General features: G+C 72.9%; 21 protein-coding genes. 11 read left to right on the top strand and 10 right to left on the bottom strand.

Translation table 11 applies throughout. The features are described 5' to 3' along the window. Positions 1 to 62: 62 nt before the first annotated feature. Positions 63 to 455 (bottom strand): VOC family protein, encoded by a 393-nt coding sequence (locus OG570_RS27735; RefSeq protein ID WP_326952119.1) that lies wholly within the window; start codon positions 453 to 455, stop codon positions 63 to 65. Positions 456 to 541: 86 nt separating this feature from the next. Between OG570_RS27735 and OG570_RS27730 the strand changes: the two genes are divergently transcribed. Both OG570_RS27730 and OG570_RS27725 read left to right on the top strand, forming a co-directional pair. Continuing rightward, positions 542 to 1480 carry a helix-turn-helix transcriptional regulator gene (locus OG570_RS27730; RefSeq protein WP_326952118.1) on the top strand — a complete coding sequence of 313 codons (939 nt, stop codon included), beginning with the start codon at positions 542 to 544 and terminating at the stop codon, positions 1478 to 1480. A gap of 223 nt (positions 1481 to 1703) precedes the next feature. Beyond that, the gene (locus OG570_RS27725) at positions 1704 to 3770 is read left to right on the top strand and encodes an AMP-binding protein (RefSeq protein ID WP_326952117.1); all 2067 of its coding nucleotides are present in this window, start codon (positions 1704 to 1706) and stop codon (positions 3768 to 3770) included. 197 nt (positions 3771 to 3967) lie between these two features. Here the strand turns inward: OG570_RS27725 and OG570_RS27720 are convergent, their stop codons facing one another. Genes OG570_RS27720 through OG570_RS27710 form a run of 3 tightly spaced genes read right to left on the bottom strand, consistent with a single transcriptional unit; the run spans position 3968 to position 6831 of the window. Beyond that, positions 3968 to 4837 carry an alpha/beta hydrolase gene (locus tag OG570_RS27720; RefSeq protein WP_326952116.1) on the bottom strand — a complete coding sequence of 290 codons (870 nt, stop codon included), beginning with the start codon at positions 4835 to 4837 and terminating at the stop codon, positions 3968 to 3970. Next, positions 4834 to 5895, bottom strand: coding sequence for a tartrate dehydrogenase (locus tag OG570_RS27715; RefSeq protein WP_326952115.1), 1062 nt, complete (start codon positions 5893 to 5895; stop codon positions 4834 to 4836). The genes OG570_RS27720 and OG570_RS27715 overlap by 4 nt, the downstream gene beginning before the upstream one ends. A 45-nt stretch (positions 5896 to 5940) precedes the next feature. Beyond that, positions 5941 to 6831: a LysR family transcriptional regulator gene (locus OG570_RS27710; RefSeq protein ID WP_326952113.1), complete on the bottom strand. Its 891-nt coding sequence runs from the start codon at positions 6829 to 6831 to the stop codon at positions 5941 to 5943. A 156-nt stretch (positions 6832 to 6987) separates the two neighbouring features. Between OG570_RS27710 and OG570_RS27705 the strand changes: the two genes are divergently transcribed. From OG570_RS27705 to OG570_RS27680, 6 genes are all read left to right on the top strand, one after another. Next, positions 6988 to 8307, top strand: coding sequence for an SWIM zinc finger family protein (locus tag OG570_RS27705; protein ID WP_326952112.1), 1320 nt, complete (start codon positions 6988 to 6990; stop codon positions 8305 to 8307). Positions 8308 to 8695: 388 nt separating this feature from the next. After that, positions 8696 to 10087 (top strand): DUF5691 domain-containing protein, encoded by a 1392-nt coding sequence (locus OG570_RS27700; protein WP_326952111.1) that lies wholly within the window; start codon positions 8696 to 8698, stop codon positions 10085 to 10087. Further along, on the top strand, positions 10084 to 11172 hold the full coding sequence (locus OG570_RS27695) for an ATP-binding protein (RefSeq protein ID WP_247053881.1): 1089 nt from the start codon (positions 10084 to 10086) through the stop codon (positions 11170 to 11172). Before OG570_RS27700 ends, OG570_RS27695 begins: the two co-directional genes overlap by 4 nt. Then, positions 11169 to 13355, top strand: coding sequence for a DUF5682 family protein (locus OG570_RS27690; protein ID WP_326952108.1), 2187 nt, complete (start codon positions 11169 to 11171; stop codon positions 13353 to 13355). The genes OG570_RS27695 and OG570_RS27690 overlap by 4 nt, the downstream gene beginning before the upstream one ends. Next, positions 13352 to 14518, top strand: coding sequence for a VWA domain-containing protein (locus OG570_RS27685; RefSeq protein WP_326952106.1), 1167 nt, complete (start codon positions 13352 to 13354; stop codon positions 14516 to 14518). The genes OG570_RS27690 and OG570_RS27685 overlap by 4 nt, the downstream gene beginning before the upstream one ends. Positions 14519 to 14609: 91 nt before the next feature. Then, the gene (locus tag OG570_RS27680) at positions 14610 to 14732 is read left to right on the top strand and encodes a ribosomal protein bL36 (RefSeq protein WP_247053887.1); all 123 of its coding nucleotides are present in this window, start codon (positions 14610 to 14612) and stop codon (positions 14730 to 14732) included. A gap of 157 nt (positions 14733 to 14889) precedes the next feature. Here OG570_RS27680 and OG570_RS27675 read toward each other — a convergent pair whose 3' ends face one another. The 6 genes from OG570_RS27675 to OG570_RS27650 form a co-directional block, all read right to left on the bottom strand. Further along, positions 14890 to 16365: a flavin-containing monooxygenase gene (locus OG570_RS27675; protein ID WP_326952105.1), complete on the bottom strand. Its 1476-nt coding sequence runs from the start codon at positions 16363 to 16365 to the stop codon at positions 14890 to 14892. A 127-nt stretch (positions 16366 to 16492) separates the two neighbouring features. Continuing rightward, positions 16493 to 18868, bottom strand: a complete 2376-nt coding sequence (locus tag OG570_RS27670) for a polysaccharide lyase 8 family protein (RefSeq protein WP_326952104.1) — start codon at positions 18866 to 18868, stop codon at positions 16493 to 16495. A gap of 155 nt (positions 18869 to 19023) precedes the next feature. After that, positions 19024 to 20478, bottom strand: a complete 1455-nt coding sequence (locus OG570_RS27665) for an aldehyde dehydrogenase (NADP(+)) (RefSeq protein WP_326951122.1) — start codon at positions 20476 to 20478, stop codon at positions 19024 to 19026. A 15-nt stretch (positions 20479 to 20493) separates the two neighbouring features. Then, positions 20494 to 21624 carry a hypothetical protein gene (locus OG570_RS27660; protein ID WP_326952103.1) on the bottom strand — a complete coding sequence of 377 codons (1131 nt, stop codon included), beginning with the start codon at positions 21622 to 21624 and terminating at the stop codon, positions 20494 to 20496. 4 nt (positions 21625 to 21628) lie between these two features. Continuing rightward, positions 21629 to 22885 carry a glucarate dehydratase family protein gene (locus OG570_RS27655; RefSeq protein WP_326952102.1) on the bottom strand — a complete coding sequence of 419 codons (1257 nt, stop codon included), beginning with the start codon at positions 22883 to 22885 and terminating at the stop codon, positions 21629 to 21631. After that, complete coding sequence (locus OG570_RS27650; RefSeq protein WP_326952101.1) at positions 22885 to 23820, bottom strand: 5-dehydro-4-deoxyglucarate dehydratase; 936 nt, start codon at positions 23818 to 23820, stop codon at positions 22885 to 22887. Before OG570_RS27650 ends, OG570_RS27655 begins: the two co-directional genes overlap by 1 nt. 266 nt (positions 23821 to 24086) lie before the next feature. Between OG570_RS27650 and OG570_RS27645 the strand changes: the two genes are divergently transcribed. The 3 genes from OG570_RS27645 (at position 24087) to OG570_RS27635 (ending at position 26023) form a co-directional block, all read left to right on the top strand. After that, positions 24087 to 24896 carry an IclR family transcriptional regulator gene (locus tag OG570_RS27645; protein WP_326951126.1) on the top strand — a complete coding sequence of 270 codons (810 nt, stop codon included), beginning with the start codon at positions 24087 to 24089 and terminating at the stop codon, positions 24894 to 24896. 26 nt (positions 24897 to 24922) lie between these two features. Next, positions 24923 to 25729: an NAD-dependent epimerase/dehydratase family protein gene (locus OG570_RS27640; RefSeq protein ID WP_326952100.1), complete on the top strand. Its 807-nt coding sequence runs from the start codon at positions 24923 to 24925 to the stop codon at positions 25727 to 25729. Between the two features lie 147 nt (positions 25730 to 25876). Further along, the gene (locus OG570_RS27635; RefSeq protein ID WP_326952099.1) at positions 25877 to 26023 is read left to right on the top strand and encodes a hypothetical protein; all 147 of its coding nucleotides are present in this window, start codon (positions 25877 to 25879) and stop codon (positions 26021 to 26023) included. Positions 26024 to 26027 lie beyond the last annotated feature (4 nt).

The raw sequence follows: 26027 nt of genomic DNA, 5'->3' as shown, positions 1-26027 counted from the left end.
CCACCGGCGACGAGCCATGTGCGCGGAACCCACAACCCGGGAAGATCCAGTGGTCGCCGCAGCTATGAACGCCCCGTCAGCACGGACAGGTAGTGCACGTTGGTCATGACGCCGAGGACGTTGCCGAACGGGTCGACGACCGAGGCCGTCACGAAGCCCGGGCCGCGCTCGGTGATCGGCTCGTACTCCTTCGCGCCCAGCTCGTGGAGCCGGGCGACCGTCGCCTCGAGGTCGTCGACGTGCCAGTAGACGATCTCGCCGCCCGGTGTGTCCGCGCCCGCCGGTGCGTACTTGCGGTCGATGAGGCCGAGTTCGTGCTGGTAGTCGCCGAGGCGGAACTCGGCGTAGCCGGGGCGGTGGAAGTAGGGCTCGATGCCCAGGAACTCCGTGTACCAGGCCTGCGCGGCCGCGTGGTCGTCGGCGAAGTACGAGACGGTGGCCATTCCTCGCAGCATGTCTGCTCCTTCTTCCTTCGGTGTGGGGACAGCATGCGGGATGAAAGTGCGCACCGAGTGAGCACTTTGTTTGCGAGACTGCTCCCATGCGCGCCGACCGCCTCGTGGCCACCCTCCTGCTGATGCAGACCCGCGGCCGCGTCACCGCGGGCGAGCTGGCCGCGGAGCTGGAGGTCTCCGTCGCGACCGCCCGCCGTGACCTCGAAGCGCTCTCGGCCGCCGGGGTGCCCGTCTACCCGCAGCCCGGCCGGGGCGGAGGCTGGCAGCTCGTCGGCGGCGCGCGGACCGACCTGTCCGGCCTCACCTCCCGTGAGGCGCAGGCGCTGTTCCTCCTGGCCGGCCCCGCGGCCGCGATCGCGCCGGAGGTGAAGTCGGCGCTGCGCAAGCTGATGGGCGCGCTGCCCGGCACGTTCCGCGCGGACGCCGAGGCCGCGGCGGACGCGGTGGTCGTCGACCAGGCGGGCTGGGGCGAGCGGCCGAAGGCCCGGCCGCCAATGGTCGAGGCGCTGCGGGACGCCGTCATCGCGCGTCGCAAGGTCCGCCTGACCTACGCGGGGCGCGAGACGTCGGAGCGGCTCGTCGACCCGTGGGGCCTCGTCAACAAGGACGACGTCTGGTACCTCGTCGCCGGTACCGACAAGGGCCGCCGCACGTTCCGCGTCGACCGGATCACCGCGGCCGAGCCCATCGACGCCGTCGCGGACCGGCCGTCGGACCTCGAACTGGCGCGGGTGTGGGAAGAAGTCGTCGAAGAAGTCGAAAAACGCCGCTCCCCGCTCACTGCGGACGTCGTGCTCGACCGGCGGTACCTCCGGGTGCTGCGCGACCGGTTCGGCCGGCACTGCGAGCTGATCGGCGAGCTGCCGGGCGACCGCGTGCGCGTCCGGGTCGCCGCGCCGGCGCCGATCATGATCGCCCAGGAGCTGGCCGGCTGGGGTGCGCTGATCGAGGTCGAAGGTCCGGAATCCGTACGTGCGGAGCTGGCTCGCCTCGGATCCGAACTGGTCGCTCGTTACCGCCACTGACCGGGTGAAGATCTTTTAGGGCTTCTACTGAGCGTGCGCTTTGTCCTGCCAGACTCGGTAAACACCGTTCATCGGTACACTGTGGACAGTGCAAACACCCACCAAGAGTGTCCGTTACTCTCCGGTATCATGCCGTTCGGAGTATCCGTGCTCACCCGTTTGCTGCTACCGTAACGCCTCCGTGACCTGAACGTGTGTTCGGTGACTTCGGTGAGGGCAGACGATGCGTGACGATGTGATCGAGGCGAGTGCCGTGGTCGGGCATCCGCCGGAGGTGGCGTGGCAGATCGTCGGATCGCCGGAGTGGTATTCCCGGTTCGTTCCGGAGATCAGCTGGTGCGAGGTCCAGGAACCGGCCTCGCGCGGCCGGGGTCCCAAGGGCCTGATCCGGATCGTCCCCGAGCGCCGCCCGATGCTGGAGACGCAGATCCAGGCCGTCGTGTACCGGCCGGGCGAGCACGTCGTGTGGTGCGGAGTCCCCGACGACGGCACGTGGGTGTCCCTGGAGCTGAGACCCCTGGCCGGCGGGAAGACCGAGCTGTTCGTCCGGATGATGCTGCAGCCGGCGCACATGGAGCTGGTGTCGTCCATCAAGAAGGACATCCGCGTCGTCGCGCGGCGCCTCGACCTGCACCTGTCCGGTCGGGCCGACCCGGACGCCGACCGCGAAGGCGTCAAGGCCACCAAGATCCGCACCACCGGCATCCTGGTGCGCGCCGGGGTGCTCAGCCCCGGCCGGCCGGACAAGCTGGCGCGCCAGCTCAACTCCGTGGCGCAGTGGGGCGCGACCGTCGCGGGCGGCTACCAGGCCGCCGCGGCCCGCGCCGTCGACCAGCCCGCGCTGCACGACGAGCGCAACGTCCGCACCTTCGGCCAGGTCCAGGAACGCAGCGACCGGCTCACCAACGCGCTCTCCGAGCTCGGCGTCAACGAGCGCGACCGGATCGCGCTCATGTGCCGCAACCACTCCGCGATGGTCGAGTCGTTCGTCGCGGCCAGCAAGCTCGGCGCCGACGTCATCCTGCTGAACACCGGCCTCTCCGCGTCGTCGGTCAAGGACGTGCTGGCCGAGCACCGCCCGGCCGCCGTGCTGGCCGACGACGAGTTCGCCCAGACCATCGCGAACGTCCCCGGCGACTTCGCGCGCATCAGCACCTGGCCGGACTCCGAGACCGGCTACCCGACCGTCGACGAGCTGATCCAGGCCGCCCCCGCCGACCGCCCCAAGCCCGTGGAGCGCCCGGGCCGGCTGATCGTGCTCACCTCCGGCACCACCGGGACGCCGAAGGGCGCGCGCCGCCCGACCCCGAAGGGCATGGGTGCGGCCGCGTCGATCCTCGACCGGATCCCGCTGCGCTCGGGCGACCGGATCCTCGTGGCGGCGCCGCTGTTCCACAGCTGGGGCCTGGCCGCGATGCAGATCGGGATGGCCCTGCGGTCACCGCTCGCGCTGGTCCGCAAGTTCGACGCCGAAGAGACCCTGCGGACGATCGCCGAGCAGCGGTGCGACGCGCTGTTCGTCGTGCCGATCATGCTGCAGCGCATCATGGACCTGCCCGAACGCGTCCGCGCGCGCTACGACCTGTCGTCGCTGCGGATCGTCGCGAGCAGCGGGTCGGCGATGTCCGGGGCGTTCGTGACGTCCTTCATGGACACCTTCGGCGACGTCCTCTACAACTTCTACGGCTCGACCGAGGTCTCCTGGGCGAGCATCGCCGACCCCGCCGACCTGCGCGCCGCCCCGACCACCGCGGGCCGCTGCCCGCTCGGCACGAGCGTCGCGATCCTCGACGAGGACCGCAAACCGGTGCCGCCCGGCGGCGAGGGCCAGATCTTCGTCGGCAACGACATGCTGTTCGACGGCTACACCTCCGGCACGGACCCGGCGCGGGCGGCGGACCTGATGGCCACCGGCGACGTCGGCTACCTCGACGCGGCGGGCCGGCTGTTCGTCACCGGCCGGGCCGACGAGATGATCGTCTCCGGCGGCGAGAACGTCTTCCCGCGCCCGGTCGAAGAAGCCCTGGTCGCGCTGCCCGGCGTGCACGACGCGGCGGTGGTCGGCGTGGCCGACGCGGAGTGGGGCCAGCGGCTGGCCGCCTACGTCGTCCCGCGGCGCGGCGCTTCCCTGCACGCGGAGGACATCCGGCAGTACATCCACCACCGCCTGGCCCGCTTCGCCGTGCCGCGTGACGTCTACTTCGTGCCGGACCTGCCGCGCAACGCGACGGGCAAGATCCTCAAGCGCCTGCTGCACGACGACACCTGGCCGGCCACCACGGACTACTGAGACACCGGCTGCCGCAGCACGGTCCTGAGCTTCCCGGGTGCCGCGCGGCGACGGCTTCCGCGCGCCTGGCCAGCGCGACGGCGAGCCGTTCGGGCGGGACGACGGGGCTGTTCGCGAGGCCGGCCAGCACCGGCGGGTGCACCGGGCGCAGTTCGGCGATCGCCGCCTCAGTTCTAGTGCTGGAACACCGCGCGGAGTCAACCGAAGAACTCCGCCAGTTCGGCCGCGACCTCGGCCGGGGCCTCCTCGGGCAGGTAGTGATCCGACGGCAGGGCCCGGCCGGTGACGTCTCCGGCGTACCCGCGCCAGACGTCGAGGACGTCATAGCTACGGCCGACGAAGCTGCGCTCGCCCCACAGCGCCCGGACGGGGACCTGGAGGCGACGGCCGGCGTCGGCCTCGTCGTGCTCCAGGTCGACGGTCGCGGCGGCCCGGTAGTCCGCGCAGGACGCGGCGATCGACGCCTCGTCGAAACACCGCACGTACTCGGCCATCGCGGCGGGGTCGAACGGCGTGCCGCCCGCGTGCCGCGACGTCATCCGGGCGCGGATCCAGAACTCCGGGTCGGCGCCGATCATCCGCTCCGGGATGCCGTGGCCCGCGGTGAGGAAGAACCAGTGCCAGTAGCCGGTCGCGAAGTCCCGGTCGGCGCAGGCGAACGCGTGCCGCGTCGGCACGATGTCGAGCACGGCCAGCGCGCGCACGGCGTCCGGCCGGTCGAGGGCCAGCCGGTGCGCGACGCGACCACCGCGGTCGTGCCCGGCGACGGCGAAGCGGTCGAAGCCGAGTTCGGCCATCACGGCCACCTGGTCTCTTGCCATGGCCCGCTTCGAGTACTCCGCGTCTCCGTTGGTGGGAGCGGGTTTGCCGCTGTCGCCGTAACCGCGCAGGTCGGTCGCCACGACCGTGAAACGCTCCGCGAGCAGCGGCGCGACGGCGTGCCAGATCACGTGCGTCTGCGGGTAGCCGTGCAGCAGCAGGACCGGCGGGCCCTCGCCGCCGATCGCGCAGCGGATCGGGACACCCGCGTCGACCGTGCGGTACCGGAACGGCAGCGGGACGCTCATCGGGCTCCTCCCAGCTCGTCGAGCACCGCGCGGGTGAAGCTCACCGTCGTCGCGGTGCCGCCCAGGTCGGGCGTGCGCAGCCGAGTCTTCGCCAGCACCGCGGCGAGCGCACGTTCGACGTCGGCGGCGGCTTCGGCGTGGCCGAGGTGCTCCAGCAGCAGCGCGGCCGTCCAGATCGCGCCGATCGGGTTCGCGATCCCGCGCCCGGCGATGTCCGGCGCGGAGCCGTGCACCGGCTCGAACATCGACGGGAAGTCGCGCTCGGGGTTGAGGTTGGCGGCCGGGGCGAGGCCGATCCCGCCCGCGACGGCCGCCGCGAGGTCGCTGAGGATGTCGCCGAAGAGGTTGGACGCGACGACGACGTCGAAGCGGCCCGGGTCGAGCACGAACTTCGCGGCGAGGGCGTCGATGTGCTCGGACTCGACGTCGACCTCGGGCCGCGTGGCGGCGCGCTCGGCGACGATCTCGTCCCAGAACGGCATGGTGTGCACGATGCCGTTGGACTTCGTCGCCGACGTCAGCTTCCCGCGGCGACGTTGCGCGAGGTCGAGGGCGTAGTCGACGACCCGCGTGACGCCGGGGCGGGTGAAGACGGCCTCCTGCACGGCGAGCTCGTCGGGCCGGCCGCGGTTGAGGCGGCCGCCGATCTCGCTGTACTCGCCCTCGACGTTCTCCCGGACCACGACGAAGTCGACGTCGCGAGCGCCACGGACCGGGCTGTCGAGGCCGTCGAACACCCGGATCGGGCGGAGGTTGACGTACTGCCGGAAGCCGCGGCGCAGCGGGATGAGCAGGCCCCACAGGGAAATGTGGTCGGGCACGCCGGGCGCGCCGACGGCGCCGAGGAAGAGCGCGTCGTGCTGGCGGACGCGGTCGAGGCCGTCCGCGGGCATCATGGCGCCCTCGGCGAGGTAGCGCTCGCAGGACCAGTCGAACTCGTCGTAGCGGAAGGCGACGCCGTGCCGTGCACCGGCGGCGTCGAGCACGGCGCAGGCCGCCGGGGTCACTTCGCGGCCGATGCCGTCGCCGGGGATGAGGGCGATGCGGTGGGAGGTCATGCCCTCGATGTCAGCAGGCGGCGGTGGCCCGCGTCCAAGACCGGATCACGGTCCGTCCGATAGGCCCGGCCTATCGATCGCGGCCACGAACGCGGCCGCCGTCGGCGTCAGCGCCGCCCGGCCGACCAGCGCGACGTGCAGGTGGGCGGGCGGATCCAGCGCGAACACCCGCGCCCCGGCCCGCTCCGCGAGCGACGTCCACGAGTCGGCCAGCACGGCCATCCCGACCCCGCCCAGCACCAGCGGCAGGATGGCCTCGCGGTGCTCGGTCTCCACCACCGGCACGACGTCGACGCCGCTCGCCCGGATGTCGTCGACCAGCCGCCGCATGCCGGTGCCCGGCTGGCCCACGATGAGCCGCCGGCCGTCGAGCTGCTCGCGCCGCACCGGCTCGCCCTCCGGGAAGGGCGCGTCCGGCCCGGTGACCAGCACGAACCGCTGCCGGCCGCACGGGATGACCGTGAGCCCGGCGGCTTCGAGCGGCTCGGGACCGGCGGCGAGGCCGAGTTCGGTGACGCCGCCGCGGACCATGCCGAGGACGTCGTCCGGGGTGAACGCCGAGCGCACGGCCACCGTCAGCCCGGGGTGGCGCGCGGTGAACCGCCGGATCATCCCGCTGAGCGGCTCGACCGCCTGCGACGGCATGGCGGCGATCTCGACCCGCCCCGCCTCGAGCCCGCCGACCGAGTCGACGGCGGCCCGCGCGGCGTCGAGCCCGCGGACGATCTGCCGGGCGGGTTCGACCAGGGCGTGCCCGGCCTGGGTCAGCACGAGCCGCCGGCCGACGCGGTCGAACAGGCGGATGCCGAGGTCGCGTTCGAGGACCCGGACGGCTTGGGAGAGCGAGGGTTGCGCGATGTAGAGGGCGTGCGCGGCCCGGCTCATCCCGCCGTGGTCGACCACGGCGAGGAAGTACTCGAGCTGCCGCGCGTCCACACTCACCTCCGGGGCGGCCCAGCATAGATCGCGACCCCGCCGAACCCGGACTGACCTGCGCTCACGGAAATTGTCGGTGGGTACTGGCATGCTTCGTCGGGTAAGCCACCCCGGGCCTCCCGCCCGGGGAAACCGACCGGACAGCAAAGGAAACCAGTGGGGGGACAGGTGGTGACGGCGGTGCCGTGGACCGCGGAACGCGTGGCCGGGCTCGCCCCGGATCCCGCTTCGGAGAAGGCCGGGCGGGCGCTCGCGACACCGGCGAAGTGGTCCGGCGCGGGCGTGAACGAGGACGCGGTCTGGGGCTTCTGCCAAGGCAGCGGCAAGAAGCCGTACCAGACGTGCGTCGAATTGGCCGAGCCCGCGTTCCGGTGTTCCTGCCCCAGCCGCAAGTTCCCGTGCAAGCACGCGGTCGGGCTGCTGCTGATGTGGGCCGCCGGGCAGGTCGCCGCGGAGGCGCCGCCGGAGTGGGTGAGCACGTGGCTCGCCGAGCGGGCGGACCGGGCGCGGAAGGCGGAGCAACGCGCGGAAGCCGCGGGCCCCAAGGACGAAGAGGCCGCGGCGAAGCGGGCCGAAGGTCGCGCGGCGCGCGTCGAAGGCGGTGTCGCGGAGCTGAAGGTCTGGCTGACCGACCGGGTCGGCGCGGGGTTCGCGGGCTTCGACCGCAACGGTGCCGAGGAGCTGCGCACGGTCGCCGCCCGGATGGTCGACGCGCAGGCGTCGGGCCTGGCCGGCGGCCTGCGGCGGGCGGCCGGGATCGTCGGCCGCCGCGACTGGCCGGACGCGCTGCTGGCCGAGCTGTCACTGTTGTTCCTGCTCGCGGACGCCGCGGGCCGGCTGAGCGGACTGCCGCCGGAGCTGGCGGAAACGGTGCGGACGCGGCTCGGGTTCTCGGTCGAGACGGCGCGGGTCCTGGAGAGCGGCGAGCGCGTCTCGGACGAGTGGCTGATCACCGGCGCGGCCGACGAGGAGAACGACCGCCTGCTGACCCGGCGCACCTGGCTGCGCGGCCGGCTCACGGGGCGCGACGCGCTGGTGCTCTCGTTCGCGCCGCCGGGCCGTCCGCTCGACGCGTCGCTGCCGCCCGGGCACGTGCTGGCGGCGGAGCTGGCGTTCTACCCGGGTGCCGCGCCGCTGCGCGCCTTGGTGGCGGAGAAGGGAATTCCGCTGCCGGCCCCGTCGGCCGAGGGCGGCTCGATCGACGGCGCGCTGGCGGCGTACGCCCGGGCGATGGCGGCGGACCCGTGGCTGGAACGCTGGCCGGTCCTGCTGTCGGAGGTGACCCCGGCCGAACACGCCGGCGGCTGGTGTCTGTCCGAAAAGGACGGAACGGCGCTCCCCCTGGTGCCGTACGCGTTCCCGTGGTCACTGCTGGCGCTGTCGGCGGGCGGCCCGCTGACGGTGGCGGCGGAATGGAGCCAAGCGGGCCTGCGCCCGCTGACGTGCTGGCACGAGAACCGAGCGGTGCGGCTATGACCCAAACCAGCCCCGCGCCGCCCCTCCAGACACCCGTGTCGTCCCACCAATCACGCGTGTCGTCCCACCAATCACGCGAGTCGACCCCCTGGGTACGCGAGCCGACCCTCCAGGCACGCGAGTCGACCCCCTGGGTACGCGAACCGACCCTCCAGACACACGTGTCGACCCTCCAATCACGCGAGTCGACCCTTCGATCACGCGTGTCGACTCCCCCATCACGCGAGTCGACCTTCCGATCACGCGAGTCGACCTTCCGATCACGCGTGCCGACCCTTCCAACACACGTGTCGGCTTCCCGAACACGCGAGCCGACCCGATACGTACCCGTGCCGGGATCGCTCGCCGGTCCACCGAACCCCCACCCGCAGACCAAGGAGGTGCGCTCGTGAAAGCCTGGGACGACCTCGTCGGCACCGCGCTCCTCGGCACCCGCCGGCGCCCGCTCGACCTGAGCACCCAGCCCGCCGCGGTCCGGGAGCTCGCCACCGAACGCGACGAGCCCGCGGAACAGCTCCTGGCCGCCGCCGCGGTGCTGACCACCTACCGGCGGGCCGGGCGGCGGGTGCTCGGGGACGTCAAGCCGCTGCCCGCCGCCGCGCCCGACGAGCGGCCGTTCGTGCCCGCTCTCGCGCGGGAACGGCTCGCCCGGCTGCTGGCCGCGAGCCACCCCGACCTGCTCCAGGAGTGGCTCGGCATCCTGGCCGGGACGCCCTACCGCGTCCCGCCGGAGTTCCTGCCCCTGCTGGCCGAAGCCGCGCGGACCAAGACCGGGCTGCGGGGGCCGCTCGTCGCGGTCGCCGGGTCCCTCGGTGCGTGGCTCGGGCAGCGCAACCCCGACTGGGCCTTTCTCGCCGCGCCCGCCGAGGAGTCCGGCGACGTCTGGCAGTACGGCAGCCTCGCCCAGCGCCGCCGCTGGCTGGCCGCGCGGCTGACCGACGATCCGGACACGGCCCGCGAGGCGCTGACGACGTCGTGGAAGAGCGAGCCCGGCGACGTCCGCGCCGACTTCCTCGGGGTGCTCGCCGGGCACGTCCGGGACGCCGACGAGGACTTCCTCGAAGCCGCCCTCACCGACCGCGCGGCCGCCGTCCGCGAGAAGGCCGCGGATCTGCTCGGCCGGTTGCCGGACACGCGCCACGGGCACCGGATGGCCGAACGGCTGCGCCCGCTCGTCCGCCGCCGGGGCCGGATCCTCGAGATCTCGCTGCCCCGGACCGAACGCGGCCGGGAAGAGGGCACCGTCCGGCTGCGCACGCTGATCGCCGCCGCGCCGCTGTCGTTCTGGACGGAGTTCGGGCCACCGGCCGAGGTGGTGCGGATGACCGTCGAGGGCTGCCCGCCCGGCGTCCTGCGTGACGCCTGGGCGTCCGCGGCCTTGCGCCAGGGCGACGAAACCTGGGCGCACGCCCTGATCGGCGCCGACCCCGGCGGGCGCACCACCCCGCCGCTGCTCGGCGTGCTGAGCCCGGCGAGCCAGGCCACCACCATCGCGCACCTGGTCGGGCGGCTGCCCACCGAGTCGTTCGCCCGGCTGGTGCACGAGCTGCCCCGGCCGTGGACCGCCGAGCTCGGCACCGCGCTGCTCGACTGGATCGCCCGCCAGGACGACCACCGCCTGGTCTCGCACGCCGCCGTCGTGATCGCCCGCGCGGTCCCGCCCGGCTGCCTGCGCCACCCGCTGGCCACCACCCGGCTGACCATGGACGCCGGGCCGTGGCGCCGGGCGCTCACCGAAACGTTGAACTTCCGCCGCGAAATGTACGAGGAGCTCGCATGACCGCCCCCGCCACCGTCCTCCGGCCGCACGCCGAACAGGACCACGCCGCCGAACTCGCCGCCCTGGCCGCCGCCGACGAGCGGGCCAAGCCGCCGAACTGGCTGCTGTCCCCGTGGGCCGTCGTCGAGTACCTGCTCGGCGGCACGCTGCCGGACGGCACCGTGATCACGCCCAAGTACGTCGGCCCGCGGCGGCTGATCGAGGTCGCCGTCGCCACCCTGGCCACCGACCGCGCGCTGCTGCTGCTCGGCGTGCCCGGCACGGCGAAGACGTGGGTGTCCGAGCACCTGTGCGCCGCGATCAGCGGCGACTCGACGCTGCTGGTGCAGGGCACGGCGGGCACGTCCGAAGAGTCGATCCGCTACGGCTGGAACTACGCCCGGCTGATCGCCGAGGGCCCGAGCGCGGCCGCCCTCGTCGAAAGCCCGGTGGTGCGGGCGATGCGCGACGGCAAGCTGGCCCGGCTCGAGGAGCTGACGCGCATCCCGGCCGACGTCCAGGACACGCTGATCACCATCCTGTCCGAGAAGACGCTCCCGATCCCGGAGCTGGGTGACGAGGTGCAGGCGCGGCCCGGGTTCAACATGATCGCGACGGCGAACAACCGCGACAAGGGCGTCAACGAGCTGTCGAGCGCGCTGCGGCGGCGGTTCAACACCGTGGTCCTGCCGCTGCCGGACAGCGCGGAGGCGGAGGTCGAGATCGTCAGCCGCCGGGTCCGGGAGCTGGGCACGTCGCTGCAGCTGCCCGCGGAGGCCGCCGAGCTGGCCGAGATCCGCCGGGTCGTCACGGTGTTCCGCGAGCTGCGCTCGGGCCGCACCGAAGACGGCCGCACGGCGGTGAAGTCGCCGTCCGGCACGCTGTCCACCGCCGAGGCGATCAGCGTGCTCACCGGCGGCCTGGCCCTGGCGGCCCACTTCGGCGACGGCGTCCTGCGCCCGCACGACGTCGCGGCCGGCATCCACGGCGCGGTGGTCAAGGACCCGGTCGCCGACCGCGCGATCTGGCTGGAGTACCTGGAGACGGTCGTCCGCGAGCGCGACGGCTGGGCCGACTTCTACCGGGCCGGCCAGGAGATTTCGTGACCACTACGCACCTGCTCGGCATCCGCCACCACGGCCCGGGTTCGGCCCGGGCCGTGGCGGCGCGGCTGGCGGAGCTCGCACCGGACGTCGTCCTGATCGAGGGGCCGCCGGAGGCCGACGCGCTCGTCGAACTGACCGAGGACCCGGCGATGGCGCCCCCGGTGGCGCTGCTGGCGTACGCGACCGACGACGTCTCGCGCGCGGCGTTCTGGCCGTTCGCGGTCTTCAGTCCCGAGTGGCAAGCGCTTGCGTACGCCCGCGAAGCCGGCGTCCCGGTGCGGTTCTGCGACCTGCCGGCCGCGAACACGTTCGCCGCCGGGCCGGACGACCTCGGCGCGCCCCACGGTGATCCGCTCGCCGGGCTGGCGGCCGCGGGTGGCTACGACGACCCCGAACGCTGGTGGGACGACGTCGTCGAGTCACGGCGGGACGACGCGTCGCCGTTCGAGGTGATCGCCGAGGCGATGACCGCGCTGCGCGAAGACGAAGAGCCGCCGCAGGGCAACGAAGCGCGGCGCGAGGCCCACATGCGCTCGGTGCTGCGCCGCACGCGCAAGGACGGCTTCGAGAACATCGCCGTCGTGTGCGGGGCGTGGCACGTGCCCGCGCTGGCCGACCCGCTGCCGCCGGCGTCGCACGACGCGGCCGTCCTCAAAGGACTCCCGAAGCGGAAGGTCGCGTGCACCTGGGTGCCGTGGACGCACGGGCGCCTCGCCACGGCCAGCGGCTACGGCGCGGGCGTCCTGTCACCGGGCTGGTACCACCACCTCTTCACCACGGCCGAGGACGTCACGACGCGCTGGCTGACGGGCGTCGCGGCCGTGCTGCGCGAAGAGGACCTGCCGGTCTCGACCGCGCACGTCATCGAGGCGGTCCGGCTGGCCGAGGCGCTGGCCGCGCTGCGCGGCCGGTCGTCGGCGGGGCTGGCGGAGGTCACCGAAGCCACCCGGTCGGTGCTGTGCGGCGGGGACGACGTGCAGGTCGGGCTGGTCACCCGGCGCCTCGTGGTCGGCGAACGCCTCGGCGAGGTGCCGGACCGCGTGCCGCAGCCGCCGCTGGCCGCGGACCTGACCGCGACCGCGAAACGCCTGCGGCTGAAGAAGGACCCGATCGTCAAGGAGCTCGACCTCGACCTGCGGACCCCGGGCGGGCTGGACCGCTCGCGGCTGCTGCACCGGCTGCGCGTGCTCGGCATCGAGTGGGGCAGCCGGGAGGCGTCGGCGCGGCGGAACCGCGGCACGTTCCGGGAGACCTGGGCGCTGTGCTGGGAACCGTCGTTCGAGGTCGACCTCGTCGCGGCGGCCGTGCACGGCACCACCGTGCCGTCGGCGGCGGCGTCTGCCGTCCGCGACACCGTCGAAGGCACCCCGCCGCTCGACGAGGTCACCACCGCCGTCGAGAACTGCCTGCTCGCCGACCTGGCCGACGCGCTGCCCGACGCGCTCGCGGCGCTGGACGCGCGGGCCGCGGCCGACTCGGACGTCGCGCGGCTGATGTCCGCGCTGCCGGCGCTGGCCCGGGCGACCCGCTACGGCGACGTCCGCGGCACCGACACCGGCGCGCTGCGCGCGGTCGCCCTGCGGATGCTGGAGCGGGTCTGCGCCGGGCTCCCGCCGGCGACCCACGGGATCGACGACGACGCCGCGGCCCGGTTCTGCAAGCTGATCGACGGCGTCCACGACGCGACCGCGTTGCTGGGCGACGAGGCGAAGGACCGCTGGCTGGCCGCGCTGGCCCGGCTGGCCGAACGCCCGGCGCTGCCGCCGCTGCTGTCCGGGCGGCTGTCCCGGATCCTGCACGACGCCGGGCTGCTCGGCGCGCTCGACATCGAGCTGCGGCTCGGCCGGGCGCTCACGCCGGGCGTCACGCCGTCGGCGGGCGCGGCCTACGTCGAAGGCTTCTTCGACGGCGGGGCGCTGCTGCTGGTGCACGACGAGGGCCTGCTGCGAGTGATCGACGCCTGGCTCGCGGCGATCCCGGCCGACGTCTTCACCGAGGTGCTTCCGTTGCTGCGGCGGACTTTCGGGGCGTTCAGCAGTCCCGAGAAGCGGGCGATCGGACAGCGGGCGGCCGGGCTCACCGGCGCCGCACGGGTCGTCGTGCCGACGGCAGACGAACTGGACGAGGAACGGGCCGAGCGGGTGCTGCCCGTCATGGCGACATTGCTGGGGGTGGGAGCATGAGCGTGGACACGGACCGGTTGCGCCGCTGGCGGCTGGTGCTGGGCGGCGAAGGCGCCGAAGGCTCGGGCCTGGCCGACGCCCAGCTGTCCGAAGAGGACAGTGGGGTGGACAAGGCCCTGGCGGCCCTCTACGACAAGCCGGACGAGGACGCCGCCGGCGGGCCGCGGAGCGCGAACCTCGGGGCGTCGGCGCCGCGCGTCGCGCGCTGGCTCGGTGACGTCCGGCGCTACTTCCCCAGCACCGTCGTGCAGGTGATGCAGCGCGACGCCGTCGACCGGCTCGGGCTGACCCGGATGCTACTGGAGAAGGAGCTGCTCTCGGCGGTCGAACCGGACGTCCACCTGGTCGGCACCCTGCTTTCGCTCAACAGCGTGCTGCCCGAGGAGACCAAGGAGACCGCGCGCGAGGTCGTCCGCAAGGTCGTCGAAGAGCTGGAGCGGCGGCTCGCCGACCGCACTCGCGCGGCGATCAAGGGCGCGCTCGACAAGGCGTCGCGCACGCACCGGCCGCGTCCGGGCGACATCAACTGGGCGCGCACGATCCACGCGAACCTCAAGCACTACTCTCCCGAGCTGCGCACGATCGTGCCGGAGAAGCTGATCGGCTTCGGCCGGCGGCAGCAGGCGGTGCAGCGTGACGTGATCCTGGCCGTCGACCAGTCGGGCTCGATGGCGGAGTCGGTGGTGTACTCCGGGCTGTTCGGCGCGGTGCTGGCGTCGATGCGCGCGCTGAAGACGTCGTTCGTCGCGTTCGACACCGAGGTCGCGGACCTCACCGAGCACCTCGCCGACCCGGTCGACGTGCTGTTCGGCACCCAGCTGGGCGGCGGCACCGACATCAACCGCGCGATCGCCTACTGCCAGGGCCTGGTCGGGCGCCCCGAGCAGACGCTGCTGGTGCTGATCAGCGACCTCTACGAGGGCGGCGACGAGGACGAGCTGCTGCAGCGCGTCGCCGAGCTGGTCGGCTCGGGGGTCCAGGTGGTGACGCTGCTGGCCCTGTCGGACTCGGGCGCGCCGTCGTACGACCACGAGAACGCGGCGGCCCTGGCCGAGCTGGGCGTCCCGGCGTTCGCCTGCACCCCGGACCAGTTCCCGGAACTGATGGCCGCGGCCGTCCGAGGCGACGACCTGCAGGCCTGGGTGTCCCGCGAGAACAGCTGAGTTGCGGGATTAAACCCACCCCGGCCGCTGTTGAAGCCACCGTGGGACGCATTCGGGGCCCGCACCGCCGACCAGGAAGGGACGGCTCACCATGAAGGTTCGCAGTTCGCTTCGTTCGCTCGCCCGCCAGCCGGGAGCCCAGGTGATCCGCCGCGGCACGCGCGTGTTCGTGATCAACAAGGACAACCCGCGCGCCAAGGGCCGCCAGGGCTGACCCGCGGGTTACGCAACGCATCGACCGGGCCTCGGAACCACACGTTCCGGGGCCCGGTCTGCTGCCGTCACTTCGGCTGTAGCGCCCTGGGCTGGGTCGCCGAGGTGAGCACGAAAACCGTCTGCCGGAGTGCCTCCGCTGCCCGAACCGCAAGGCCTCAGCGGGAAGCGCGCGCCGGGGAGTCCGCGCGGCCGAAGCGCATCACGCCGTCGTCCAGGCGGTTGAAACGCATGTCCGCGAAGTCCAGCAGGTAGTTCTGGCGCATCATCCAGGGCCGTCGGCCGCCCTGCTTCGGCAGGTCGGCGGCGGCCCTTTTGACGTACCCGGACGCCAGGTCGACGATCGGGCGCGGGCGGCCCGCGCCCGAGGCCGCCGCCGTGTCCGGGGTGCATGACACGAACCCGCGGCGGTCCAGGTGTTCCAGCAGGCGGCAGACGTACTGGGACGTCAGGTCCGCGCGCAGCGTCCACGAGTTGTTCGTGTAACCCACGCACCACGCCAGGTTCGGGATGCCGCCGAACATCATGCCCTTGTACGCCCGCTGCTCGCCCGGCTCGATCTCGCGGCCGTCGACGGTCAGCGTGATCCCGCCGAACGCCACCAGCCGGAGCCCGGTCGCCGTCACGATGACGTCCGCGGGCAACTCGCGGCCGGAGTCCAAGAGCACGCCGCCGGGAGTGAACCGCGCGATCCGGTCGGTCACGATGTCCGCCTTGCCCGAACGCAGCGCCTGGAACAGGTCCGCGTCCGGCACCAGGCACAGCCGCTGGTCCCACGGCGCGTAGCCGGGCACGAAGTGCGGGTCCACCGGGATCGACGCCGGCAGCTGCGCCGCCACCCTGTCGCGCAGTGTCCGCGACGCCCAGTCCGGCAGCCGCCGCATCAGCTGGAAGAAGAACGTGCCCATCACGACGTTCTTGCCGCGCACCACCCGGTGCGCGAGGTTCTCCGGCAGCAGCGCGCGGATCCGGTCGGCGAGCGCGTCCCGCCCCGGGCGCGCCACGATGTACGACGGCGACCGCTGCAGCATGGTGACGCGCGCCGCGCGCGGGGCCATCGCCGGGACGAGCGTCACCGCCGTCGCGCCGCTGCCGATCACCACGACCTGCTTGCCGTCGTAGTCCAGCTCGGCCGGCCAGTGCTGCGGGTGCACGATCTCGCCCGCGAACTCGTCGCGGCCCGGGAAGTCGACGACGTGCCCGCCCGCGTAGTCGTAGTAACCACTGCACAGGTACAGGAACCGGCAGGTGAACGTGGCGCCGTGCGCGGTCGACACGGTCCACCGGGCTTCGTCGGAAGACCACGAAGCGCCCACCACCCGGTGGCCGAACCGGATGTGCTGTTCGATGCCGTACGCGGCCGCGGTCTCGCGGACGTAGCTCAGGATCGACGGCCCGTCGGCGATCGCCTTCGCGTCCTTCCACGGCCGGAACGGGTAACCGAGGGTGAACATGTCCGAATCGGAGCGGATGCCCGGGTACCGGAACAGGTCCCAGGTTCCGCCGATCGTGTCACGCGCTTCGAGCACGGCGTAACTCTTGCCCGGCAACCGTTCCTGGAGCCGGCAAGCCGCGCCGACGCCGGACAGGCCGGCGCCCACGATCAGGACGTCCACGTGCTCCGCGCTGGTCATGAATTCCAGCGTAACCGAGGTGCGGACCCCGCCGGGCCGGGTCGGGACACCGGCCCGGCGGGGAGACCTACATCAGCTTTCGGGGGTCCGGGTGGCGGAGCCCCCGGCCGGGGCGAAGCCCCGCATGTCACGGCAGCGGCACGACCTTCGTCGCGCCGAAGCTGCCCTTCAGCGGCACCACCACGGACTTCCCGCGCACCGTCACCGTGACGCTGTCCTGCGTCTGCGTCGGGTCCGACACCGCGAGCTGCCTGCCCCAGCCGCACCGCCCGATCGCCACGGACGCCGGCCCGGAGACGCGGACGTCGCCGACCGAACCCGCCGCGAAGAAGTTCGCCAGCAGGGTGTCGCCGACCTGGACCGCCTGGACCGTCGCGGTGTTGGCCCGCACCTGCCACCCCGAAACCACCCCGGCCGCGGCGACCGTGCCGAGGACCGACGCGCCGGGCAGCACCGCGTACGCGTACGTCGCGTTCACCGGCTTGATCCCGTGCTCCAGCACCAGTTTCTGGTACCGGCGGGTGTTCGGCGTCGTCGTGCCCTTGGTGTTGGCGCCGGTGTCGATGTCGCGCCACGCGCCGGTGCGGTCCTCCCGCAACGCCGTCACGGAAGCGTCGTCGAGCAGCACGTACCCGCTGACGTTCTCCAGGTGCACCCACTTCGGCCGCCGCAGCGCGGAGGCCTTCCCGAGGTCGGTCGCGACGCGCCGGAAGTCCGCGGTCAACGTCCCGCGCCCGCCCTCGCCGAGGTTGCGGTTCTCGATCGTCGTGCGCACCGCGGCCGCCGACGTGCTGGTGATCCCGGCACCCAGGCAGACGATCCCGGACGGTGTGAAGAACCAGGACTTCTTGCCGGTCAGGGAACCGTCCCAGGACTTGAAGTCGAACGCGTAGGCGCCGTGCTTGTCGTCCCAGCGGACGCCGCCGGTGTGCGGGTTCGGGCCCACCGGCACGTTGCCGAACGCCGGGTCGACCGGGCCGGCGTTCTCGGTCGTGCCCGGCAGCAGCAGCGGGTCGACCGTCGGCCAGTACGCGTCGGTGTAGTGCCCCTTCGCGTTCGGCACGAACGTGTAGAGCACGCCGTCGCCGACGTGGTAGCCCTTGAGGTTCTGGCCGTTGATGGACTCGTAGCGGGAGATCCGCGTCGAGCTGACGCCCAGCGACGCCGTCCAGTCCTCGGTGACGTGCACCATCCGGTCCTGCTGACCGAAGATCCGGTGCGTGGCCGTCGTCCGCGCCGGGCGGGCGTGGGCCGCCAGCATGTCCTGCGCGAACTCGATGCCCGGCGTCGCCACGAGGTCGGGTCCCGGCGCGAACCGCTCGGGGTCCGGGATCTTGAGGAACGGCGCGTACGTGCCCTCGGTGATCCACTTCGCCGCGAGGGCGTTGAGGTCGGTCTTGGTCTTGCCCGACGCGGTGCGGGCCAGCACCAGCGTCGCGACCGTCAGCTGGTGGCCGATGTCGTGCCCGGTCTCCCCCTGGCGCGACAGCATCCGCCCGCGCACCGGCTCCACCAGCGCGCCGGCGTAGACGAACGGCGCGAACGCGTCCGCGACCAGCGCGTAGATCTTGTCCTTCAACGGCTGCGGGAGCGCGTACTCGGTGCCCTGCGTGACGTGGATGGCGCCGGCCAGCGCGGTGAGCAGCACGATGCCGTAGTGCCCGGGGTACGGGATGGTGTCGTGCTGGATGAACGAGCCGTCGACGTGGAAGCCGTCGCCCGCCGCGCGGTCCAGCCGCGCGACGACGCTCGCCGCGCCCCCGCCCGTGACGTCGGTGAGCGCGTCGATGCCGGTCTTGATCCACGCCGTGTCACCGATCAGCGCGCCGGCGACGATCGAGATCAGGCCCTTGTCCGCGCGGTTGGCGCCGGTCTCGACGAGCGCCGTGTTGTTCGCGCGGACGTTCGGGTTGCCCACGAACCGCTTGATCGGGCTGACGTAGCGGGCCAGCTCGTCGGCGGTCAGCTGGTCGGCGACCACCGACAGCGTGTGCAGGACGTAGTACGGGACGCCGATCTCGTAGGTGTACCAGTTGCCGATCTCGCCGACATTCGGGTTGTACTGGCTCGCGTAGATCAGCTCCAGCGCCGCCTTGATCCGGGCGAGCACAGCCGGGTCGCCGGACAGCGCGCCGCCCGGGGTGCCCCAGTCGACGGCGATGGCGCGCAGCCGCGCGTACATCGACGTCGTGTAGTCGCTGCCGGGGCCGAGCGGCAGGTCCGTCCACAGTGGAGCGCCACCGCCCGCCACGGACAGGCTGTCGTGGTACGCCTTCGCGACGCGGCTCAGATTGGCCAGCGCCGCGGTGCGCTCGGGCGAGGGCCGGTTGATGCCGCTCTGCAGCTGCCGGTAGGCCGCGACGATCGGCGCGGTCGCGGCGGGAACGCCACTCGCCGCGGCCACCGGGGTAGCGGCCGAGGCGAACGCCGGACGGGTGAGGAACACGGTGGAAGCGGCCGCCAGGGCGCCGCCGCGCAGGGCGTTTCTCCGGTTCACGGGCATGACAATGCCTCCCAGGATCAAGACATCCTTGGCTTGCGGGGATGGGGAACGGAAATGCGGTCGTGCGGCGGCGTGGGTGGAGCGCCCCCGGCACTTTCACGTGAAAGTGCCGGGGCCAGGTGGGCACTTTCACGTGAAAGTGCCGCGTTACGGGGTCAGCGGGTTCCGTCGGTGCGTCGGGGCAGCTGCCAGGGGTTGGCCTCCTGCAGGGGTTCGGGCAGCAGCGCGTCCGGGAAGCCCTGCCACGCGATCGGGCGCAGGAAACGCTCGATCGCGGCGGTGCCGACGGACGTCGTGGTCGGGGCGGTCGTGGCCGGGTACGGGCCGCCGTGCTGCTGGGCCCAGCTCACCGTGACGCCGGTGGGCCAGTCGTTCCACAGCAGCCGCCCGGCGATGCGGGCCAGGGCCGGCAGCACCGGCCGGATCCAGTCCGCGTCGGACTCCTCGCCGTGGATCGTGGCGGTGAGCCCCGGTTCGATGACGTCGAGCAGGCGCAGCAGCTCGGCCTGGTCGGCGTAGGTGACGATCAGCGACGCCGGCCCGAAGCACTCCTGGTGCACGGCCTCGCCGCCCTCGAGGAACTGCTTGCCGGTGGTGGCGAGCAGCGTCGGGGTGAACGCGGGCGCCTCGGACGGCGACGCCGACACGACGTCGACCCCCGGGACCTCGCGAAGCTTCGCGAGCGTCGAGGCGTACCCGCTCGCGATGCGGTCGTTGAGCATCGGCTGGGGCGCCGCGCCTTCCAACGCCGAGCGCAGCGTCTCGGTCAAGCCGTGCTCCTCCGGCAGGAACAGCAGGCCCGGCTTGGTGCAGAACTGGCCGGCGCCCAGGGTGAACGACCCCGCGTAACCCTTCGCGACGGCCTCGCCGCGGGCGGCGATCGCGCCCTCGGTGACGACGACCGGGTTCACGCTGCCCAGCTCGCCGTAGAACGGGATCGGCCGCGGCCGCGCGTTGGCGATGTCGAACAGCGCCCGCCCGCCCGGGATCGACCCGGTGAACGACGCCGCCGCGATCCGCGGGTCCTTCAGCGCGGTGACGCCCTCGTCCTGGCCGAAGATGACGTTGAACAGGCCGGCGGGGGCGCCCGCCTCGAGCAGCGCTTCGCGCACGATCAGGCCGGTCTGCGCGGACAGCTCCGGGTGACCCGGGTGCGCCTTGAGGATCACCGGGCAGCCCGCGGCCAGCGCGGACGCGGTGTCGCCGCCGGCGACGCTGAACGCGAACGGGAAGTTGCTGGCCGCGAACACCAGCACCGGGCCGATCGCGGTCTTGACGCGCCGGATGTCCGGGCGCGGGCCCATCGGCCAGCCGGCGTCGGCGTGGTCGACGGTGGCACCGAGGTACGCGCCGTCGGTGAGGGACTCGGCGAACAGCCGCAGCTGGAACGTCGTGCGCTTCAGCTCGCCGGCCAGCCGCGGGGTGGCGGGCAGGTGCGTCTCGGCGTGGGCCAGCGGGACCAGTTCGCCGGCCGCGGCGTCGAGCGCGTCGGCGGCCGCGGTCAGCCAGCGGCCGCGCTCGGCCGGGGTGGCCTCGGCGGCCGGACGGGCGGCTTCGGCGGCGGCCGCCAGGATCTTCTCGAGCGTGGCGGCGTCGGTGGCCTGGCTCATTTCGGGAACAGCTCCTCAGTTCTCGTGGGCGGCGGCGGTGGCGGTGTCCAGGTCGCGCCAGCGGCCCGGACCGGCCAGTCCGAGGTGGTACAGGTGCAGCTCGGCCGCGCCCGCCTTGGCGAGCTCGCCGACGTAGGCGGCGATGTCGGGCACGGGGGCGGCCGCCACGGCGGTGATGTAGCTGCCGATCGCCACCCGCTCCGGCAGGGCCTCCCTGGCCGCGGCGACGGCGTCGGCCCCCGTCGCGGGCGCCCAGCCGAAGAGTACGACGGAATCGGCGTCGTCGATCGCGCCCGGCGTGAGGCCGGGCAGCGCGCCGGTGACCCAGGGGTCGAGCGCGCCGTGCAGCACGATCCGGGTGCCCGCCGGGAGCGTGGCCAGCACGGCGGCCCGCAGCAGGTCGGTGGCCTTCTGTCTTGTAAACAGAAGATCCTGACGAAGCGAATCAGGCAAAGCGTCGGCCGTGACACCGAGGTCCCCGGTGGCGACGAGCCGCCGCACCTCCTCGACGAGCTGGGCCCGGACGGTGTCCGCATCGACGTCCCACGAAGAAGCGCACGCGTCGCAGCAGCAGATCGACAGCAGCCTGGCCACCGCAGGCGCCCAGACGCCGTCGGTCTTCTCGTGCTGGTGCTGGTGCACCGCGCCGAGCGGGCCGCACGCCTCGAGGACCACCGACGACAGCTCGAGCCCGGCGACGGCTTCCGCGGTCATCGCCGCGGCGTACTCGCGCACCGCGGGCTGCGACGGGCACAGCGCCCACGGGTAGACCTCGCCGAAGCAGTTGCGCACGGCGACGTCCGGGTGCGCGTACCCGAGCTGCGAGCTGTGCGTCAGCACGATCCACGCGGCGGCCGGGATCCCGGCCTCGTTGAGCAGCCGGACGGCGTCGCCGCCACTGTCCTCGGAGGACACCCAGTCCGGAGTGGACGGACGCAGCGAGCCCCACGCGTCCGGGCGCACCGGCCGGTGGAACGCCGCGTGCCGCGCCACGACGGCCGTGCGCGACGCCGACCAGGGCGTCGCCGCGCGGGTGCTGTGGTACGACAGCGCCACGGCCACCTCGTCGACGCCGAGGCCGCGCGCACGGTCGAGGAAGCCGTCCTCCAGGACGTCCCACGGGTAGGCGTATCCGGTCACCTTCACCGGGTCACCACCTCGCCGTGTTCGGCTCGAAACCCTCGACGTACTTGCGCATGTAGGTCACATCGTCCCGTTTGGTCTGTCCACATCGGACATAGTTCTCGTGCAGCTTCGCCAGCGCGTCCTCGTCGAGCGTGACGCCCAGCCCCGGGGTCGCCGGCACCGCGACGGCGCCCTCGCGGAACGCCAGCACGCCCGGCTCGATGACGTCCTCGACCTTCCACGGCCAGTGCGTGTCGCAGGCGTAGGTCAGGTGCGGGGTCGCCGCGGCGACGTGCACCATCGCGGCCAGGCTGATCCCGAGGTGGCTGTTGGAGTGCATCGACAGGCCGACGCCGAAGCTCTCGCACGTCACCGACAACGACTGGGTGGCGCGCAGGCCGCCCCAGAAGTGGTGGTCCGACAGGAGAACACCGATGGCGCGCGCCCGGAAGCCGGGCTCGACGTCGCCGAAGTTCACCACGCACATGTTGGTGGCCAAGGGCATCGAAGCTTCCGAAGCGACCCGCGCCATGCCCTCGATGCCCGGCGTCGGGTCTTCGAGGTACTCCAGGACGCCGTCCAGCTCGGCGGCGACGCGGATGCCGGTCTCCGGCGTCCACGCGGCGTTCGGGTCGATCCGCAGCGGGTGCCCGGGAAACGCCTCGGCCAGCGCGCGGATCCCGTCGACCTCCTGGGCGGGCTCGTAGACGCCGCCCTTGAGCTTGATCGAGCGGAAGCCGTACTCGTCGATCATCCGCTTCGCCGAGCCGACCAGGGTTTCCGGCGTGGTGATCTCGCCCCAGGTGTCCTCGCGGCCGTCGACGTGCCGGCCGTACTTATAGAACAGGTACGCGGAGAACTCGACGGCGTCGCGCGCCTTGCCGCCGAGCAGGTCGCTCACCGGGCGGCCGAGCAGCTGCCCCTGCGCGTCCAGGCAGGCGACCTCGAACAGCGAGTACACGCTGGCGACGGTCTTGCGGATGGAGAACCCGCCGATCAGCCCGTGCGCGTCGGTCAGCACGGTGCCCGACAGCGCCTGCGCGACGAGCCGCTGCAGGCCGGGCAGGTCGAAGACGTCGTGGCCGCGCAGCCGCGGCAGCACCTTGCGCACCTCACCGAGGAACGCTTCGTCCCCGTAGGACTCCCCGAGCCCGACGATCCCGTCTTCGCACTTGACCTGGACGATGCCGCGCAGCGCGAACGGCTCGTGCACGCCCATGACGTTGAGCAGCGGCGGGTCGGCGAACGCGACCGGGGTCAGCACCACATCGAGGATCTTCATCAGCTCAGCGCCTTCAACGTCGTGAAGCCGTCCTCCACGACCTTCTGCAGCCGGTCGATCTGCTCGGGCGTCGGCTCGACCAGCGGCGGCCGGACCGAGCCGACCTTGTCGCCGCGCAGCCGGGCGGCGGCCTTGACCAGCGACACGGCGAAGCCGGGCGACTCGTCGCGCAGCGCCACCAGCGGCAGGTAGAACCCGGCCAGCAGGGTGTCCATCGTCGCGTTGTCGCCCTCGGCGAGCGCGCGGTGGAAGCGGTGGGCGATCTCCGGCGCGAAGCAGTGCACGGCCGAGGAGTAGCGGGCGACACCGATCGCGGCGTACGCCTTGGCGGACATCTCCGCGGTCGGCAACCCGTTGAAGAACAGGAAGTCCCGCGCGCGGTCGGTGTCGAGCGAGCGGATCGTGGTGACGATCCGGGTCATCACCTCGACGTCGCCGTAGCCGTCCTTGAGGCCCACGACCGAGGGGATGTCGAGCAGCGACGCCGCGGCCGGCGCGGTGAACACGCCGGTGCCGCGGTGGTAGACGATCACCGGCACGGACGTGTCGCCGACGGCGTAGCGGACGAAGTCGACCAAGCCCGCCTGCGGCCCGGAGACCAGGTACGGCGGCAGCAGCAAGACGCCGTCCGCGCCGCCGGCCTCGGCCGCCGCGACACCGGCCCGCGCCGCCGCGGCACCACCGCCGGCCCCCACCCAGACCGGCACGCGGCCGGCGGCCACCTCACGGGACTTGGCGAGCACCGCGGCGTGCTCGGCGGGCGAGAGCGAGCTGAACTCGCCGGTGCCGCACGCGACGAACAGCGCACCGGCGCCGGCCGCGATGTGGCTCTCCACGTTCTCCGCGAGCGCGTCGAGGTTGACCTCGAGGTCCTCGGTGAACGGGGTGAGGGGGAACGCCAGCAGGCCGTCCAGCGCGATCTCGGTCTGTGCCATCAGTTTCTGCTCTCTCGTCCTTTTGTCGGTTTCGGCCGGATGGTGGCCGGGTCAGGTGGGCACGGTCGTACCCGGCGCTGCTTTGCGGTGCCGCACCGGGCTTCCCCTGCCTCCGTTGTACTCGAGCGTCTCCGCCGGCACATGAACGAGCATATTCACATCCATGAACGGGATCTGTTATAGTGATTATGTTCATCCATAAGAACGCTGTTCGGGACGCTAATATGGCCGGAGTCACAAGTCAACGGCCGGACGGAGGCGCGAAAATGCCGCAAAAGGTGGCCAACCCGGCGGCGACCGACGGTGCGCCCGCCGAGTCGTCAGGGGTGAAATCCGCGCGCCGGGCGGTCGATCTGATCGAAACTTTCGCGGCGAACGACGTCTGGCTCTCGCTCTCCGACCTGCACGCGCGCACGGGGTTCCCGCGCTCGTCGCTGCACGGCCTGCTGCGCACGCTCCTGGAAGCCGGCTGGCTGGAGGCGGACGCGAACACCGCCCGCTACCGGCTCGGCGTCCGCGCGCTGATCTGCGGCACGGCCTACCTCGACCGCGACGCCGTCGTCCCGTTCGCCACCGAGGCCCTGGAACGGATCCGGGAGAAGACCGGCTTCACCGCGCACTTCGCGCGCCGCAACGCCACCGAGGTCGTCTACCTGGAGACGCGGGAGTCGCAGCGCTCCACGCACCTCGTCTCACGCGTCGGGCGCACGCTGCCCACGCACGCGACCGCGCTGGGCAAGGCCCTGCTGGCCGAGCTGACGCACGAAGAGATCGAGGCGCTGCTGCCGTCGACGCTGATCCCGCTGACCCCGAACACCATCACCTCGCTAGAGGCGCTGCACGCCGAGTGCGCCGCGACCCGCGAACGCGGGTACGCCGCCGAGATCGAGGAGGGCACGCTGGGCGTCCGGTGCGTCGCCGCGGTGATCCCCTACCGGATCCCGGGCACGGACGCGATCAGCTGCTCGATGCCCATCTCCCAGGTGACCGACGCCGACGCCCAGCGCGTCGGCGAGTTGCTGGCGGAGACCACCGCCGAGCTCGGGCAGCAGCTGCGCCGGGCCGGAATCCGCTGACCGCCGCCCTTACGGAAGGAAGTCCATTGACGGACCAGCGTGTGCTCATCACCGGGTCGGCGGGTGTCGTCGGCACCCTGATGCGCCCCCGCCTGCGGCGCCCCGGCCGGGTGCTGCGCCTGCTCGACGTGGCCCCGCAGACGGCGTCGGACGCCGCCGAGGAGGTCGTGACGGCATCGGTCACCGACGCGGCGGCGATGGCCGCGGCGTGCGAGGGCGTCGACGCGTTGATCCACCTCGGTGGCCACAGCCGCGAGAACTCGTGGGCCGCCACCCTCGACGTCAACATCGACGGCACCCACACGGTGCTGGAGGCCGCTCGCGAAGCCGGGGTCAAGCGCGTGCTCCTGGCGTCGAGCAACCACGCCGTCGGCTTCCGGCGCAACGACGACGACCTGCCCGCGGACTCCTCGCCGCGCCCGGACACCTACTACGGCGTCAGCAAGGCCGTGATCGAGGCGCTCGGCAGCCTGTACCACTCGCGGTTCGGGATGGACGTCATCGTGATCCGCATCGGCTCGTGCTTCGAGACGCCGTTGCCGCTGGGCCCGCGCGGCCTCACGACGTGGCTCTCCCCCGACGACGGCGCGCGGCTGTTCGAGGCCTGCCTCGCCGCGCCGTCGCCGGGCTACCGGCTGATCTGGGGCGTCTCGGACAACACGCGCCGGATCTACTCGCTGGCCGAAGCCGAGGCGCTGGGCTACAAGTCCCTGGACGACGCCGAGGTCTACGCGGAGCAGCTGGCGTCCCGCCCCGCCCCCACGGGCGCGGCGGCCGAGTTCGTCGGCGGCCCCTTCTGCACCGCCCCGCTGGGCGAGTTCAACCCGCTCTGAGCCGTTGTCCGTGAAGGCCTCCTTCCCGGCTCTTATGGCCGGTAAGGAGGCCTTCACGGCTTTGGCGTCGCACGCTCGGGGCCCCGGAAGCCGCGCTCCGCGGGCACCCTGGACGCCGCGACCATCCGCGACACCACGCTCGCCCAGGTGCGGCCCGGCTCGATCGTGCTGCTGCACGCGATGTACGCGTCCCGCGAGCCGACGCGCCAGGCGCTCGGGCCGATCCTCGACGGGCTCAAGCAGCGCGGCTTCCGGTTCGTGACCGTGTCGCAGCTGCCGGCAGCACGACGCTGACGAC

It is taken from the genome of Amycolatopsis sp. NBC_01286 (assembly GCF_035982555.1).
In the GTDB taxonomy this organism is placed as follows: domain Bacteria; phylum Actinomycetota; class Actinomycetes; order Mycobacteriales; family Pseudonocardiaceae; genus Amycolatopsis.
This window is presented reverse-complemented; position numbering and strand designations above follow the sequence as displayed.

Bases quoted from the DNA above. Each gene is read 5' to 3' on its own strand.
- OG570_RS27665 (WP_326951122.1), bottom strand. From the start codon at position 20,478: ATGAGCCAGGCCACCGACGCCGCCACGCTCGAGAAGATCCTGGCGGCC.
- OG570_RS27735 (WP_326952119.1), bottom strand. From the start codon at position 455: ATGCTGCGAGGAATGGCCACCGTCTCGTACTTCGCCGACGACCACGCG.
- OG570_RS27715 (WP_326952115.1), bottom strand. From the start codon at position 5,895: ATGACCTCCCACCGCATCGCCCTCATCCCCGGCGACGGCATCGGCCGC.
- OG570_RS27695 (WP_247053881.1), top strand. From the start codon at position 10,084: ATGACCGCCCCCGCCACCGTCCTCCGGCCGCACGCCGAACAGGACCAC.
- OG570_RS27680 (WP_247053887.1), top strand. From the start codon at position 14,610: ATGAAGGTTCGCAGTTCGCTTCGTTCGCTCGCCCGCCAGCCGGGAGCC.
- OG570_RS27730 (WP_326952118.1), top strand. From the start codon at position 542: ATGCGCGCCGACCGCCTCGTGGCCACCCTCCTGCTGATGCAGACCCGC.
- OG570_RS27725 (WP_326952117.1), top strand. From the start codon at position 1,704: ATGCGTGACGATGTGATCGAGGCGAGTGCCGTGGTCGGGCATCCGCCG.
- OG570_RS27720 (WP_326952116.1), bottom strand. From the start codon at position 4,837: ATGAGCGTCCCGCTGCCGTTCCGGTACCGCACGGTCGACGCGGGTGTC.
- OG570_RS27675 (WP_326952105.1), bottom strand. From the start codon at position 16,365: ATGACCAGCGCGGAGCACGTGGACGTCCTGATCGTGGGCGCCGGCCTG.
- OG570_RS27645 (WP_326951126.1), top strand. From the start codon at position 24,087: ATGCCGCAAAAGGTGGCCAACCCGGCGGCGACCGACGGTGCGCCCGCC.
- OG570_RS27685 (WP_326952106.1), top strand. From the start codon at position 13,352: ATGAGCGTGGACACGGACCGGTTGCGCCGCTGGCGGCTGGTGCTGGGC.
- OG570_RS27650 (WP_326952101.1), bottom strand. From the start codon at position 23,820: ATGGCACAGACCGAGATCGCGCTGGACGGCCTGCTGGCGTTCCCCCTC.
- OG570_RS27655 (WP_326952102.1), bottom strand. From the start codon at position 22,885: ATGAAGATCCTCGATGTGGTGCTGACCCCGGTCGCGTTCGCCGACCCG.
- OG570_RS27670 (WP_326952104.1), bottom strand. From the start codon at position 18,868: ATGCCCGTGAACCGGAGAAACGCCCTGCGCGGCGGCGCCCTGGCGGCC.